Source organism: Mesorhizobium sp. M0587 (assembly GCF_040320945.1).
GTDB lineage: Bacteria > Pseudomonadota > Alphaproteobacteria > Rhizobiales > Rhizobiaceae > Mesorhizobium.
This window is the reverse complement of sequence record NZ_JAMYQP010000025.1, coordinates 38071-53224: the sequence shown is the minus strand read 5'-3', so window position 1 is coordinate 53224 and position 15154 is coordinate 38071. Positions and strand designations below refer to the sequence as shown.

13 protein-coding genes are annotated in these 15154 nt (G+C 64.2%); 4 read left to right on the top strand and 9 right to left on the bottom strand.

What is annotated here, in order from left to right:
* The first annotated feature begins 115 nt into the window (after nt 1–115).
* From NKI49_RS21515 to NKI49_RS21505, 3 genes are all read left to right on the top strand, one after another.
* Nucleotides 116–715, top strand: coding sequence for an SCO family protein (locus tag NKI49_RS21515; RefSeq protein WP_352597753.1), 600 nt, complete (start codon nt 116–118; stop codon nt 713–715).
* Between the two features lie 10 nt (nt 716–725).
* Nucleotides 726–1598 carry a 50S ribosomal protein L11 methyltransferase gene (locus NKI49_RS21510; protein WP_352597751.1) on the top strand — a complete coding sequence of 291 codons (873 nt, stop codon included), beginning with the start codon at nt 726–728 and terminating at the stop codon, nt 1596–1598.
* A gap of 111 nt (nt 1599–1709) precedes the next feature.
* Entirely contained in the window at nt 1710–3554 is a 1845-nt protein-coding gene (locus NKI49_RS21505; protein WP_352597750.1) for an aminopeptidase P family protein, read from the top strand.
* Here NKI49_RS21505 and NKI49_RS21500 read toward each other — a convergent pair.
* Complete coding sequence (locus NKI49_RS21500; RefSeq protein ID WP_352597748.1) at nt 3544–4440, bottom strand: LysR family transcriptional regulator; 897 nt, start codon at nt 4438–4440, stop codon at nt 3544–3546. The genes NKI49_RS21505 and NKI49_RS21500 overlap by 11 nt on opposite strands.
* A 111-nt stretch (nt 4441–4551) precedes the next feature.
* On the opposite strand from NKI49_RS21500, the gene NKI49_RS21495 reads away from it, so the two are divergent.
* Complete coding sequence (locus NKI49_RS21495; RefSeq protein ID WP_352597746.1) at nt 4552–4719, top strand: hypothetical protein; 168 nt, start codon at nt 4552–4554, stop codon at nt 4717–4719.
* Between the two features lie 76 nt (nt 4720–4795).
* On the opposite strand, the gene NKI49_RS21490 is transcribed toward NKI49_RS21495, so the two are convergent.
* The 8 genes from NKI49_RS21490 to ftsZ all read right to left on the bottom strand — a co-directional run bounded on the left by NKI49_RS21490 (nt 4796) and on the right by ftsZ (nt 15125).
* Nucleotides 4796–5092 carry an AzlD family protein gene (locus NKI49_RS21490; RefSeq protein ID WP_352597744.1) on the bottom strand — a complete coding sequence of 99 codons (297 nt, stop codon included), beginning with the start codon at nt 5090–5092 and terminating at the stop codon, nt 4796–4798.
* Nucleotides 5089–5817: an AzlC family ABC transporter permease gene (locus NKI49_RS21485; protein ID WP_352597742.1), complete on the bottom strand. Its 729-nt coding sequence runs from the start codon at nt 5815–5817 to the stop codon at nt 5089–5091. The genes NKI49_RS21490 and NKI49_RS21485 overlap by 4 nt, the downstream gene beginning before the upstream one ends.
* A 346-nt stretch (nt 5818–6163) precedes the next feature.
* Nucleotides 6164–6871, bottom strand: a complete 708-nt coding sequence (locus NKI49_RS21480) for a DUF2461 domain-containing protein (protein ID WP_352597740.1) — start codon at nt 6869–6871, stop codon at nt 6164–6166.
* On the bottom strand, nt 6868–9072 hold the full coding sequence (ligA, locus tag NKI49_RS21475; protein WP_352597739.1) for an NAD-dependent DNA ligase LigA: 2205 nt from the start codon (nt 9070–9072) through the stop codon (nt 6868–6870). Before ligA ends, NKI49_RS21480 begins: the two co-directional genes overlap by 4 nt.
* A 138-nt stretch (nt 9073–9210) precedes the next feature.
* Nucleotides 9211–10884 (bottom strand): DNA repair protein RecN, encoded by a 1674-nt coding sequence (gene recN, locus NKI49_RS21470; protein ID WP_352597737.1) that lies wholly within the window; start codon nt 10882–10884, stop codon nt 9211–9213.
* A 193-nt stretch (nt 10885–11077) separates the two neighbouring features.
* On the bottom strand, nt 11078–11947 hold the full coding sequence (locus NKI49_RS21465; protein ID WP_352597735.1) for an outer membrane protein assembly factor BamD: 870 nt from the start codon (nt 11945–11947) through the stop codon (nt 11078–11080).
* A 261-nt stretch (nt 11948–12208) separates the two neighbouring features.
* On the bottom strand, nt 12209–13159 hold the full coding sequence (gene lpxC / locus NKI49_RS21460) for a UDP-3-O-acyl-N-acetylglucosamine deacetylase (RefSeq protein WP_352597733.1): 951 nt from the start codon (nt 13157–13159) through the stop codon (nt 12209–12211).
* A gap of 280 nt (nt 13160–13439) precedes the next feature.
* Nucleotides 13440–15125 (bottom strand): cell division protein FtsZ, encoded by a 1686-nt coding sequence (gene ftsZ, locus NKI49_RS21455; protein ID WP_352597731.1) that lies wholly within the window; start codon nt 15123–15125, stop codon nt 13440–13442.
* Between the last annotated feature and the right edge of the window lie 29 nt (nt 15126–15154).

Sequence of the window (15154 nt, the reverse complement as noted above, 5' to 3'; positions counted from 1 at the left end):
CGGCACTTTGCGCGGTTTTGACCAAGGCACTATGATCATGCTTGGTGAATCTGAAACATCCTGGGTGTGACCCCGAAATTGCAGAGCCCTCAATTTTCGTAACTAGCAGGCCAAAATGTATAAAGACGCTTCACCATTAATGCGCTTCATCCTCATTGGCATCCTCGTGCTGATGGCGGTGGGAATAGGCGCGATGACGGTCAAATCGTATTTGCCCTTCTACGGCGGCGAGCCCTACGGCGCTCCCTTCAGCCTGGTCGACCAGAAAGGCGCGCCGATTACCGAGGCTGCGTTCCGGGGCCAGCCCAGCGTCGTCTTCTTCGGCTTCACCCATTGCCCCGAGGTCTGCCCGACCACGCTGTTCGAACTGGCCGGCTGGCTGAAGACGCTCGGCGACGACGGCAAGAACCTGCACGCCTATTTCGTCTCGGTCGATCCGGAGCGCGACACGCCGCCGGTTATGAACGCCTATGTCAGCAATTTCTCCGACCGCATCGTCGGCGTCACCGGCGATCCGGACAAGGTCCATGCGATGGCCAAGTCGTTCGGCATCTACTGGAAGAAGGTCGACACCGGCAACGGCGATTACACGATGGATCACACCGCCTCGGTGCTGCTGCTCAACGGCAAGGGCGACTTTGCCGGCACCATCGCCTATGGAGAAAGCGCCGATACCGCCGTGGAAAAGCTGAAACGTCTCGCGGCCAAGGGTTGATGCGAAATCCATGACCCAGACGCGGCTCCATTTCACCGCCGGCAAGATCGATACCGCCAGAATTTTCGCCGCGCTCGACGCCGCCTTCGAGGATGAAGGCCTGCCGATCGCCGTGCGGGAGGTCGACGAGGACGCGGACATTCACGAAGTCTCGCTCTACGCCGAGGGCGACGTCGATGCCGTAGCGGCGCAGGTGAATGACATTCTGGCGGGGCTGGCCCTGTCCAGGCCGGTCGAGCGCGAGGCACTGCCCGACATCGACTGGGTGGCGCGCTCTCTGGAAGGCTTGAAGCCGGTGCGTGCCGGCCGTTTCTTCGTCCACGGCGCGCATGACCGCCGCAAGCGCCACAGTGGCGAACTCGCCATCGAGATCGAGGCCGGCCTCGCTTTCGGCACCGGCCATCACGGCACCACCGCGGGCTGCCTGGAAATGCTGGAAAGAGTGGTACGGCGCGAGCGCCCGCGCAATGCGCTCGATCTCGGCACCGGCAGCGCCGTGCTGGCCATTGCCGTCGCCAAGCTGGCGCATATTCCAGTGCTCGCCACCGACATCGATCCCATTGCGGTGAGGGTCGCCGCCGCCAATGCGCGGCTCAACCACGTCAAGGCGCTGGTCGAAACCGTCACCGCGCCGGGCTTTCACCACCCGATCTTCGGCAAGCGCGCGCCTTTCGATCTCATCGTCGCCAACATATTGGCGCGACCGCTGATGCGGCTGGCCCCGCAAATGGCCGATCACATCGCGCTCGGCGGCTCCATCGTTCTGTCAGGCATTCTCGATCGCCAGCGCGACGCCGTGATCTCGGCCTATGTCGGCCAGAATTTCCGTCACGTCAGAACCTTGCACCGCGAGGGCTGGGTGACGATCCACCTCAAGCATTGAAGCCGGCTGGACCAGATCCAGCCGGTTCTTGTGCAAGGTTCTTTTCCGAATTCCGATTCCACAGCCCATGCGCTAGGGTTCGACACCCGCACCATGTGAGCGAGATCAATAATGTTCCAGACCTTCGATTCCGCGGGCGACCCGGCCGTCGGCAAACCGCGCGTGGCGCTGCTGCGCAAATGGCTGGCCGAGAACGGCCTCGATGGCTTTATCGTTCCCCGTGCGGACGAGCATCAGGGCGAATATGTCGCCGACCGTTCGGCGCGGCTGAAATGGCTGACCGGCTTCAGCGGCTCGGCCGGTGTCGCCATCGTTCTGCGCGGCCGCGCCTTCATCTTTGTCGACGGCCGTTACACGCTGCAAGTGCGCGGCGAAGTCGATCTCGACATCTTTTCGGTCGAAAACCTGGTCGACAATCCGCCCGCCGTCTGGCTCAGGGATAATCTCGGCAAGGGCGCGCGGCTCGGCTTCGATCCGTGGCTGCACACTGTCGGCGAGGTCAAGGCGCTGCAGGCCTCGGCCGACAAGACGGGCACCGTCCTGGTTCCGCTCGACAAGAACCCGATCGACATTATCTGGAAGGACCAGCCCGAGGCGCCGGTGGCCCCCGTCGAGCTTCACCCGATCGGCTTTGCCGGCGAGCTCGCCAAGGACAAACTGACGCGGCTGGCGGCGGCGATCGGCAAGGACGGCGCTACCCATGCAGTGCTGACCGACCCCTCCTCCATCGCCTGGGCCTTCAACATCCGCGGTGGCGACGTGCCGCACACGCCGCTGGCGCTCGGCTTTACCATTCTCGCCGTCGACGGATCGCACCAGCTTTTCATGGATCGGCGCAAATTCTCGCGCCAGGTCGCGGCCTACCTCACGCAGCTCGCCGAGCCGCGTGAACCCGGCGAATTCGAGGCGGCGATCATGGCGCTCGCCAAAGGCGGCGCGAAGATCGCACTCGACCCGGTGCTGGCGGCCGACAGGCTGCGCATGCTGGTCGAGGACAATGGCGGCACGGTGATTGCCGCTCCCGACCCCGCCCGCATCCCGCGCGCCACCAAGAACCAGGCCGAGATCAACGGTTCGCGCGCCGCGCATCGCCGCGACGGCGCGGCGGTGGCGAAGCTGCTGTGCTGGCTGGAGCGGCAAAAACCCGGCTCGCTCGACGAGATATCGGTCGTCACCAGGCTGGAGGAGACGCGCCGGCAGACTGGCGAGGAAACCCAGATGCCGCTGCGCGACGTGTCCTTCGATACTATTTCGGGCGCCGGTCCGAACGGCGCCATCATGCATTACCGCGTGTCGCGCGCCACCAGCCGCAAACTCCAGGCCGGCGAACTGTTCCTGCTCGATTCCGGCGCGCAATATCAGGACGGCACCACCGACATTACCCGCACCGTGCCGATCGGCCAGCCGACCGAAGAAATGCGCGAACGCTTCACGCTGGTGCTGAAAGGCATGATCGGCATCTCGACGCTGCGCTTCCCCGCCGGCACGCGCGGTTCGGAAATCGACGCCGTCGCGCGCATGGCGCTGTGGAAGCACGGCTGCGATTTCGCCCATGGCACCGGCCATGGCGTCGGGTCCTACCTGGCCGTGCATGAAGGCCCGCAGCGCATCGCCCGCACAGGCACCGAAAAGCTGCTCGAAGGCATGATGCTGTCCAACGAGCCGGGTTACTACAAGGAAGGTTCCTACGGCATCCGCATCGAAAACCTCATCCTGGTGACGCCCGCCGAACAGTTAGAGGGCGGCGACATCGCCATGCACGGCTTCGAGACGCTGACGCTGGCGCCGATCGACGTCAGGCTGGTGCGCTCGGACCTCCTGACCCGCGAGGAACTGCACTGGCTCGACACCTACCACGCCCGCGTGCTGGCCGAGATCGGCCCGATGCTCGACGGCGAAACGCTGGCCTGGCTGGAGAAGGCAACCGCCCCGCTGCCGCACGATCTCAAGCAGTAGTCGCAGTGGCTGCTCTGGCTGGGATCGGGGGGCCTTGTTTTGCAAGCATCTCCCGCAAAGCCTGAACATTGGGAGAACTGGCCCCCTTGCGCCAAAACAACACTGTGAGAACATTGTCTTCGTCCGAAGGCAGTTCATGCATCCGCAGCCTGCCGCTTTCAGGAAAACCCGAAAGCACGCTTTTCGGCATCAGCGCTATGCCCATACCAGCCACCACGCAACCAAGCATGGCATGATATGAACCGAGCTCAATGATTTGCTCGGCCATAAACCCTCGGCGCGCATACCATTCTTCCAGCCGCTTGCGATGCGGGCAGCCGTGTTCAAAGGCGATCATGGTTTTGGGCATATCAAGGCGGTTCTCGACTGAAACGCGCGATGCCGCCGAGACAATGACCAAATCCTCGAGAAATGCAGGTTGCTTTTCGAACGGATTGTCGGCGATTGGCTCGGCTGCGAGCGCTGCGTCGAGTTCGCCGGCGAGCATTGCGGCCGCGAGAACTTGCGGGTTGCCGGTGCGCAGTTGGATCTCCACTTCGGGATAGCATGCGTGGTATTCGGCGAGGAGACTTGGAAGCCGAGCGGCGGCGGTACTCTCCATGGCGCCAAGGCGCAGGGTGCCGCGTGGGCGCGGATCAAGAACTGCTGTTCGGGCCTCCTCCGCAAGCGCCAGCAACCGGTCCGCATATTCGATCAATCTTTGGCCGGCAGGCGATACATGCAATCGCTTGCCCTCGCGGATAAACAACCGCACACCTAGATCCTCTTCGAGCTGCCGGACGCGCGTGGTCACGTTCGACTGCACGCGAAACAGTTTTTCCGCCGCCTTGGTGATTCCGCCCTCGCGCACCACCATGCGGAAAATTCGGAGATCCGACAAATCCATCCATCTCTCCCAGAGAAGAAAACTATCTTTATTACTCATTTTATCTGATGGAAGGCATCACGTAAATTGCCGGCGTTGGCACCGATCGGGACCGCCAGCACGGAGAGCGAAATGTTACCTGAATCCTTCGGCAGTGGGCCGCTCGATCTCAACGCGTTGACGCCCAAACAGCGTGAGATCATCTATGCCGGCGCCGTGCGCCGCGCGCATCAGGAGAGGTCGGAGGCGATCTGGCTGAGCGTGGCCCGGATCGCTGCGATATTCAGGAAGCGCGCCTGACAAGGGTTTGCCGTTCGCCTGCTCGTCGGCGCTTAGGCGAAGCGCATGGGTGGCTATATCGCGGAGGTAAGGTCGATCAGCCTACGAACTGCCGGGCCAGTATCAGCACCGCCGCTCCCGCCAGGAACATCGACATCAGTCCGCCGCGCAGCGACACCACGGCGGCCACGATAAGTGCTGCCCATTCCGCCAGTCCGGCGCCGAGCGCGGCCGGCGCCACAAGCGTCGTCAGCACGGCCGCCGGCACGGCGTTGAGCCCGGCTTCGACGCGCGGATGGATGGTCTCGAAACGCGAGATGACCAGGTGCCCGCCGACGCGGGTAAGATAGGTGGCGATCGCGCCGGCGATGATGATCCAAAGCGTCGTGCTCATGACCGCGCCTCGACGCCGCTATGGTGGGGAGGCAGGATGACGGCAAGCAGCACGCCGGCAATCGCGCCGATGGAGACGTGCCAGGGCGATCCCACCGTCTTGTAGGCGATGATCGAGGCGGCTGCGCTGGCGATGACCACCGGCAGCCACAACGGCCGTTTGCGGAAGCCCATGACGAGGCCCAGGAAATAGATCGGCAGCAGGAAATCGATGCCCAGCGCGTGCGTGTCGGGGATCAGCTTGCCGAACACCGCGCCGAGCGCGCTTTCGGTCACCCAGAACACATAGACCGGCAGGCCAAGCCCCAGGTACCAGGCGAAGCCGACCGTCTGGCCGGACGCCGCCCTCGCCTCGGCCACCGCGAACTGCGGATCGGTGAGGACGAAATAGCCCAAGGCCTGCTGGACCACCGGCCAGTGCGCGATGCGCCGGCCGATGCCCGCGGAATAGAGCACATGGCGGAAGTTGACGGCGAAGATCGACAGCACGATCAGCCACGGCGCGACATGCTGGCCGAACAGTTCGATGCCGACCATCTGGCTGGCACCGCCGAAAATAAGCGCGCTCATTAGGAACGCTTCCAGCACGGAAAATCCGTTGTCGACGGCAATCGTTCCGAACAAGAGGGCAAACGGCGCCGAGGCGACGACGACAGGCATCGACAGCCGCACGCCGCTCCAGAAGTCGCTGCTCACGGAATTGGTGGTCAAGGTCTCAGCTGACATGTCACATTCCTACGTCGCGCCGGTATTTAGGGGTGCGCGGTTGAAAAGTCAGACGAATTCGCTTGAGCCAACAAATCAGCGAAACTGATGTCTCGGACCAGTCGAGCTGCGAACCCGTATAACGCGGCCTTGTGGGATCGCAGGATTTCGTGAGGCCCCGTGAAGGACCGCAGGACTGTGCTTCATCGCCCGTGCAGGATGGCGCCAGGGCCAGAAACGCAAAACCCGCCTCGGCGGCGGGTCGTTGGCGCAACTCAGCACCATGGGAAAATATGTAGCATAGCTGCACTCACCCTGTCAATCCTTCAAAGGACAATTTCGTGCATCGACTTGAAATCCGAAACGGCTACGGGGCGGTCTGATGCTCCGAGACCCTGCCCTCGATCGCCCTGCCCCAGTCGAGCAGCGGCTTGGCGCGCATGGTGAAATCGACCAGCTCGTCGACCAGCGCCGCCGTGTGGATCCCGGCCGGGTCGATGACGTGCTGGACGTAGAAATGCCGGTTGCGGATCGCCTCGACAAGGTCGGGATCGCCGACATGCTCGAAGCCGCGCGGCGTGCGCTTCATGCGGCCTTCTGCCTCGAACTCAAGACCATTCTTCTTCAAGGCAGCCACCAGCGCGCGGAACGTGTCCGGCCGCGTCGCGATGGCCTTGCGCATGGAGAGCAGCAGCTCCGGGCCGGGCTGCCACCAGGCGATATCGGCGAAGCAGCGTTCCAGCCCGACATGGACGTAGAACACGCCCTGCTCCATCTTCGTGCCGTCGGGCGACAGGATCGCCGACAGATGCCGGTTGTAAGGCCGCTTGTCCTTGGCGAAGCGCACGTCGCGGTTGATCCGGAACAGCGATTTCTTGCGGTCGCCCTTGAGGCCAAGCCCGGCCGCGGCAAAGCGCTGCGTAAGCGTCTCGACGAGATCGCCGAACGGATCGCGCAACTCCCTTTCGAAAAGGTCGCGGTTTTCCAGGAACCATTCGCGGTTCTGATGGAAGTCCAGAGCCTTCAGGAACGGAATGGCCTTTGGGCCGAAGCCTTTGAACGCACCTTCCGTCATGCCTTGCCGATCCGCTGCAGCCAGGCGTCCTCGTCGATCACCTCGATGCCGAGTTCGGTGGCGAGCTTGAGCTTGGAACCGGCGCCGGGCCCGGCCACCACCAGATCGGTCTTGGCGGAAACAGAGCCCGCCACCTTGGCGCCGAGGCGTTCGGCCATCGCCTTGGCTTCGGAGCGCGTCATCTTTTCCAGCGAGCCGGTGAACACGATCGTCTTGTCGGCGACCACGCTGTCGGCCGCGACGTTGACGACATACGGCTTCGGCTTGACCTGCTTGAGCAGCGCGTCGAGCACGTCGTCATTGCGTTCATTGCCGAAGAAATCGGCAAGCGCATTGATCACCGTGTCGCCAATGCCGTTGATCGACGGGAAAACGCCGTGCGGATCCTCCGCCGCCGCCGTTTCCTTGCCGACGCGGATCAATTCCTCGATGGTCGAGAAGGTGCGGGCAAGCACGGCCGCCGTCGTCTCGCCGATATGCCGGATTCCGAGGGCGAAGATGAAGCGGTCGAGCTCCGGTTCGCGGCGCGCGTCGATGGCCGCGAACAGCTTGTCGAGGCCCTCATAGTTGCGGTCCTCGACGCTGCGCACATTCTTGCGCGTCTTGCCCGACGCCGCCTCGCGCTGCCTGGCCTGCTCCTCGCGCCGCTCGGCCAGCGCCTTGGTGACGGCGGGACGGCGATCCCTGAGCGTGAAGATGTCGGCGGCTGTCTTGATCAATCCGGCGTTGAAGAATGTGTCGATGTTTTCCGCGCCGAGGCCCTCGATATCCATGGCGCCGCGCGACACGAAATGGCGCAATCCCTCCACGGCCTGCGCCGGGCAGATCAGCTCGCCGGTGCAGCGGCGGCGCGAATCCTCCTTGCCGGTCTTCTCGTTGATCTCGCGCGTCGCCGGCGAGCCGCAGATCGGGCAGGTATGCGGGAATTCATAAGGCACGGCATCGGGCGGACGCTTGTCGATGACAACGCTGACGATCTGCGGGATGACGTCCCCTGCCCGCTGGATCACCACCGTGTCGCCGATGCGCACGTCGATGCCGTCGCGGATCGGCTGGCCATTGCTGTCCAGGCCCTTGATGTAGTCTTCGTTGTGCAGCGTCACGTTCTCGACCACGACGCCGCCGACGGTCACGGGAGCCAGCCGCGCGACCGGAGCCAGCGTGCCGGTGCGGCCGACCTGGATGTCGATCCTCTGCACCGTCGTCATCGCCTGTTCGGCCGGGAATTTATGGGCGACGGCCCAGCGCGGCTCGCCGGTTACGAACCCCCATCTGCGCTGAAGCTCCAGCTGGTCGACCTTGTAGACGACACCGTCTATGTCGTAGCCGAGCGACGAGCGCTGCTCCTCGATCCGGTGATAATGCGCGATCAGCTCCTCGGCCGATTTAGCCCGCACCATCAGCGGACTGACCCTGAACCCCCAGTCGGCGAATTTCTGCACCGCATCGTACTGGGTCGGAGCGGGATCGGTCGTGGTGTAGCCCCAGGCATAGGCGAAGAATTTGAGGTTGCGGCTGGCGGTGACGGATGGATCCTTCTGGCGCAGCGACCCCGCCGCCGTGTTGCGCGGGTTGACGTAGTCCTGGCCGCCGACCGCCGCCGACCGTGCCTTCAGCGCCTCGAATTCCGCATAGGTCATGTAGACCTCGCCGCGTATCTCGATGATTTCGGGCCAGCCCGAGCCTTTCAGCTTGGCGGGGATATCGGCGATCGTTCGCAGATTGGCGGTGATGTCCTCACCGACCGTGCCGTCGCCGCGCGTCGCCCCCTGCACGAACACCCCGCCTTCATAGCGCAGCGAAGCCGACAGCCCGTCGATCTTCGGCTCCGCCGTGAAGGCGATGTCGAGACCCTTGTCGCGGTCGAAGAACCGCCGGCCGCGTTCGATGAAATCGGCGACGTCCTCGTCGGTGTAGGCCTTGGCGAGGCTCAGCATCGGCACCGCGTGGCGCACCTTGGTGAAGCCTTCCGCCGGGGCCGAACCGACCCGGCGCGACGGCGAATCCTCGCGCACCAGGGCAGGAAAACGCTGTTCGATGGCAAGGTTGCGCCGCGTCAGCGCATCATATTCCGCGTCCGAGATAACAGGCGCGTCCTCCGTATGGTAGCGCCGGTCGTGCTCCGCGATCTCCTCGGCCAGCCGTTTCAACTCGGCTTCGGCCTCGCTTTCGGTCAGGGCTTCGACTGGTATCTCGGACATGGTTCAGACCCACCTGCTCTTGGCCGGGACAATAGATCAGCTTTCGGATTCGCGGGAGCGGAATTCTGGCAAAACCGCGCTGAAACAGCGGGATGGCGCAACAAGCTGGCTCCACGTCAAAGCCGGGCGACCATGCGCTCAGGAAGCGCCGGTGTTCTCGCGCAGCAGCCGCTCGGCGGCGGCGCGCGCCTCGTCGGTGATGGTTGCGCCGGCCAGCATGCGGGCGATCTCCTCCTGCCGCGCCGGCCGGTCCATCTCGGCTATGCCTGTCGCGACACGGTCGGTGCCGCCCGACTTGGAAATCAGGAAATGCGTCTCGGCGCGCGCCGCCACCTGCGGCGCATGCGTCACCGACAGCACCTGCACGCGCTTCGACAGCCGCGCCAGCCGCTGGCCGATCGCGTCCGCCACGGCGCCGCCCACACCCGTGTCGATCTCGTCGAAAACCAGCGTCGGCGCCGAGCCACGGTCGGCGAGCGCAACCTTCAGCGCCAAAAGGAAGCGCGAAAGTTCGCCGCCGGAAGCCACCTTCATCATCGGCCCGGGCCGCGTGCCGGGATTGGTGCGTACCCAGAACTCGATCTGGTCGATGCCCTCTTCCATGCGGCTCTCGGCCTCGCTCTTCATCTCGACGATGAAGGCCGCGCGTTCGAGCTTCAGCGCCGGCAGTTCGGCCATGACGGCCTTGGTCAGGCCGACCGCCGCCGCGTGGCGGAGCGAGGAAAGCTGAGCCGCGGCGATGTCGTAGGCTTCGCGCCCGGCGGCAGCCTGCTTTTCCAGCCCATGCAAGCGTTCCTCGCCGGCGTCGAGATCGGCGAGATCGGCCACCATCGTGTCGCGCAGTTGCGCCAGCTCGTCGACGGCGACGCTGTGCTTGCGCGACGCCGCGCGCAACGAAAACAGCCGCTCCTCGGCCTTCTCCAGCCGCTGCGGATCATATTCGGTGGCGCGCAACGCGGCCTCGACGCCCGATTGCGCCGCGTCGAGCGACAGCATCGCCTCGTCGAGCGACTTGACCACTTCGTCGAGCAGGCCGGGCGCCTCCGTCACCTTGCGTTGCAGCCGGCGCAGCAGGCTGGCCAGTTGCGGCAAGGGCGAGGACGGGCCGGACAGCACGTCCTGGGCGTCGTGGATTTCCGATGCGATCTTTTCCGCCCGCATCATCGAGGCGCGCAATTCGGCAAGATCGGTCTCCTCGCCGGGCTGCGGATCGAGCTTGGTCAGTTCCGCCACGGCCGCACGCAGATAATCGGCCTCGCGTGCCGCGGCAGCCACCTTGGCGCGATGGCGCGAAAGCTCCTGTTCGCAGGCGCGCCAGTGCCGCCATGCCTCGCCCGTCGAGCGGACGGCGCCGAGATGGCCGCCGAAGGCGTCGAGCACATCGCGATGCGCGCCGGGATCGATCAAGGCGCGTTCGTCGTGCTGGCCGTGGATCTCGACCAGCGCGCGGCCGACATCGCGCATCAATGTCACGCTGGATGGCTGGTCGTTGACGAAGACCCGGGTACGGCCGTCCGCCGTCTGCAGTCGGCGCAGGATGATGTCGCCGTCGTCCTCGATGGCGTTTTCGGCAAGCAGCGCGCGCACCGGATGGTTGCGCGGCACATCGAACACGGCGATGACCTGGCCTTGCGTCGCGCCGTGGCGCACCAGCGAAGCGTCGCCGCGTGCGCCGAGCGCCAGCGACAAGGCATCGAGCAGAATGGATTTGCCGGCGCCGGTTTCACCGGTCAGCACGGAAAGGCCGGGCTGGAAGTCGATATCCAGCTTCTCGATCAGGACGATATCGCGGATCGACAATCTGGAAAGCATCAGAACCCGGACCTATTGCATGTCGCCCAGAATTGGACCCGGTTTCGGGGTAGCGACATGCACGAAAACAAAAGACTTAAAGCGCGGCGCGCTTCAATGCGGCACGCGACCAGTTGGAGTCGCAGCGCCGCACTATCTTTTTGTTTGATCGCCGGATCAATCCGAAAAAGCGCTTCAGTCCGATGCTCTGGGGTCAGGCGCCGGTGATCAGCTTGCCGGCCTTGGAAATCCACGACCCGGCATTTTCGCGCGGCGCAAGCCCGTTGCTCTGCAACAGCTTGTAGGAATCCTTGTACCATGAACTGTCGGGATAATTGGTGCCGAGCACTGCGGCGGCCGTCTGGGCCTCCGAGGTCAGCCCCATCGCATAATAGCTTTCGGTCAGGCGGGCGAGCGCCTCCTCGACATGGCGCGTGTTGGAATAGTTCTCGACCACGTTGCGGAAACGCTTGACGGCGGCGATGTATTCGCGGCGCTCGAGATAGTAGCGGCCGATCTGCATTTCCTTGCCGGCGAGTTGGTCGTTGGCGAAGCGGATCTTTTCCTTGGCGTCCTCGACATATTCCGAGGTCGGCCAGCGCGTCACCAGGTCCTGCATCGTCTGCATGGTCTGGCGCGCTTCCTTCTGGTCCTGCGTCACATCCTTGATCTGGCGATAATAGCTCAGGCCGATGATGTACTGCGCGTAAGCCGCGTCGTCGGTCGAGGGATAGAGGGTGAGATAGCGCTTGGCCGACGCGATCGCCTCGTCGTAATTGCCTTGGCGATAGTCGGCGAAGGCGCCCATCACCATCGATTTGCGGGCGAACTCCGAATAGGGGTGCTGGCGGTCGACCGCGTCGAACTTGCGACTCGCCTCCTGCAGGCGCCCGGCATTCAGATTGGCGAGGCCCTGATTGTAGAGAACGTCGGCCGGCTCGGTCTGGTCGACATAAGTCGACAGGTCGATATCTTTCTCCGACGACATGCAGGCCGACAGGAAGAGCGATGGAACAACCACCGAAAGCGCCAGGAAAACGGACGGCTGCGTCGCTTTCGATTGACCAATTCGCTTGAAGAACATGATTGGATTGCGCCCTTTCGGCGTTATTTCAATGCCTTTTGCAAGCCGCTGTCCCAAAAATGGTCCCCACTTCCAGACGACGTGCACAAATGGACGGCAGCAGCCATAGACCATAACCGCCTTGCCCGGCAACGCTATGTCTAGGCAATCGCACATTTTTGTGGCGGCGCATCGCGGCCTGAGCATCTGCGCGATTTCGCGGATGGATGATGCATTCATGCAACACCCATGCCGCCATTGAATGCGAAAAACTTAAAGGAATCAGATCATCCAGGGCGCATAGAGCGGCGCGTTGACGGCGCTCATCTCGGCGGCACGGCCACGCTCGCGGCGTGTCGTCTCGACGATCTCGAAGGCCGTGCGATCGGACAGCAGGCGACGCAGCGCCGCCGCGTTCAGCCTGTGGCCGCCGCGATAGGAACGGAAGCAGCCGATGAAACGGGCGCCGGCCAGCGCCAGGTCGCCCATCGCATCCAGCGTCTTGTGGCGCACGAATTCGTTGGGATAGCGCAACCCGCCCATGTTGATGACGCGGTTGTCGTCGCCAATCACCAGCGAGTTCTCCAGCGAGGAACCAAGCGCGTAGCCCGCCGCCCACAGCCGCTCGACATCCTTCATGAAGCCGAAGGTGCGAGCGCGCGCGATGTCGCGGCGGAAAATGTCGGCATTGAGGTCGGACGCGAAAAGCTGACGGCCGATGGCGGGGCTTTCGAAGTCGATCTCGACCTCGAAGCGGGTGCCGTCATAAGGCCTGAATTCGGCCCATGAGGCGCCGTTCTCGATGCGGACAGGCTTGACGACCCTGATATAGCGCCGCTTGACCGGCAGCGTCTCGATGCCAGCCTGGTCGATGGCTTCCACGAACGCCATGGCGCTGCCGTCGAGGATCGGGACTTCATGGCCATCGATCTCGATGAGGACATTGTCGATGCCGAGCCCGAACAGCGCCGCCATGATGTGCTCGACCGTGGCGATATGCTCGCCCGCCGGATCGCCGAGCATGGTGCACAGGTCGGTAGCGCCGATCTCGGAAAACAGGGCGCGGAACTCACGCCCCTGCTCCGCTCCATTGACAAGCTGGAAAACGATGCCGGTATTTGCATCCGCCGGCAGGAAACTGAGGGACACTTCCTTGCCGCTGTGGACGCCGGTGCCGGTAAGCGACGCGCGCGTCTTCAATGTCGTCTGGTAGTCGTGCAAGACAATCCCCATAAGCCCGAAATGCCTAGGTCCGCTTTTCCAGCCCGAGGGCGCGGCTCTTGTTTGAAATCGGCAGACAGGGTCATTTCCCCCGAAATCCCGCATACCGACGATGGTAGGCAGCGAAGATAATGTCCCGGCAGGGAGACTCCAAATCACGGTTTCTTACTCTTTGTAACCGCGACAGGGAACGGCTATGCGCGATAACCGCTTGAATTTGCACCATTTTAAACGTTAACAGGCAAGCAATTCCTTGCTTGCCTGTTAACAAGTGTTACAGCCCGTTTACCAATCAGTTGGCCTGGCGGCGCAGGAATGCCGGAATCTCCAGCTGATCGTCGTCCTGAGTCGCCCTGGTCTGCGGCGTCAGGCGGCCCTGGTCGTCCAGCTGACCGCGGCGTGGCGCGTAGAGCTGGGCGTCCTGGCTGGCGAGACGGCGCACCTCGGGTGGGGCCTGGCGCAGCTTGGGTTCGCGCGGTTGTGCCGGCTGCAGCCGGGCCGGCTCTTCCTCGCGGCGGGTCAAGCCGTTGGTCAGGCGCTTCAACAGGCCCATCGGCCCGCTGTTCTCGTGATCCGCCGGACGGCTCTTGGCATCGACCTCGGCCTTCACGACCGGCGGAAAGTCCTCGACGCGCGGCATGCGTTGCGGCGCCATCGCCACCGGCTGCTGCACCTCGCGCAGCATCTCGCGCGGCTGCGGCGCCGGCTGCATCTGCTGGACGACAGGCTGAGCCATTGGCTGCGGCTGCGCGGGCGGCGCCTGGAAGATCTTGCTCTGCGGGCGGAAATCGTCCGCATGGGCGACCGGGGCCGGGCGAGCCTGCGCCATCGCGGCGGCGTTCGCTTCGGCCATGTGGATCGCCTCGGCGACCGGATCGACGGCGCGCGGCTCGTAGGCCGCCGGCTGCTGGACAGGTGCCGGACGGCTTTCCACCGCGGCAGCCGCCGGGCGGCTGACCGGCTTCTGCGGCGCCGTGCGGATCGAGATCGGCGCCGCGGCGATTTCGGCCGCCGACTTGTCGATGCCGGTGGCGACGACCGAGACGCGGATGACGCCTTCGAGTTCCTCGTCGAAAGTGGCGCCAAGAATGATGTTGGCGTCCTGGTCGACTTCCTCGCGGATGCGGGTCGCCGCCTCGTCGACTTCGAACAGGGTCAGGTCACGGCCGCCGGTGATCGAGATCAGCAGGCCCTTGGCGCCCTTCATCGAGGTCTCGTCGAGCAGCGGATTGGCGATCGCGGCCTCGGCGGCGGCCATCGCGCGGCCCTCGCCCGAAGCCTCGCCGGTGCCCATCATCGCCTTGCCCATCTCGCGCATCACCGAGCGCACGTCGGCGAAGTCGAGATTGATCAGGCCTTCCTTGACCATCAGGTCGGTGATGCAGGCGACACCGGAATAGAGCACCTGGTCGGCCATCGCGAAGGCATCGGCGAAGGTGGTCTTGTCATTGGCCAGCCGGAACAGGTTCTGGTTGGGGATGACGATCAGCGTATCGACGCATTTCTGCAATTCCTCGATGCCGAAGTCCGCCGTCTTCATGCGGCGCTGGCCTTCGAAATGGAACGGCTTGGTGACGACGCCGACGGTGAGGATGCCCTTCTCGCGTGCAGCGCGGGCAACGACCGGAGCAGCGCCCGTGCCGGTGCCGCCGCCCATGCCGGCGGTGACGAAGCACATATGGGTGTTGGACAGGTGGTCGATGATCTCGTCGATGCACTCTTCCGCAGCAGCGCGGCCGACTTCCGGCTGCGAGCCGGCGCCGAGGCCCTCGGTGACATGCGCGCCGAGTTGGATCAGCCGGTCGGCCTTCGACATGGTCAGCGCCTGCGCGTCGGTGTTGGCCACCACGAACTCGACACCGCGCAGACCGGCGGTGATCATGTTGTTGACGGCATTGCCGCCGCCGCCGCCGACACCGAACACGGTGATGCGCGGCTTAAGCTCGGTGATGTCCGGCTTTTGCAGATTGATGGTCATTGTCTCCGTCCTTTGCCTTTCACGCCGCT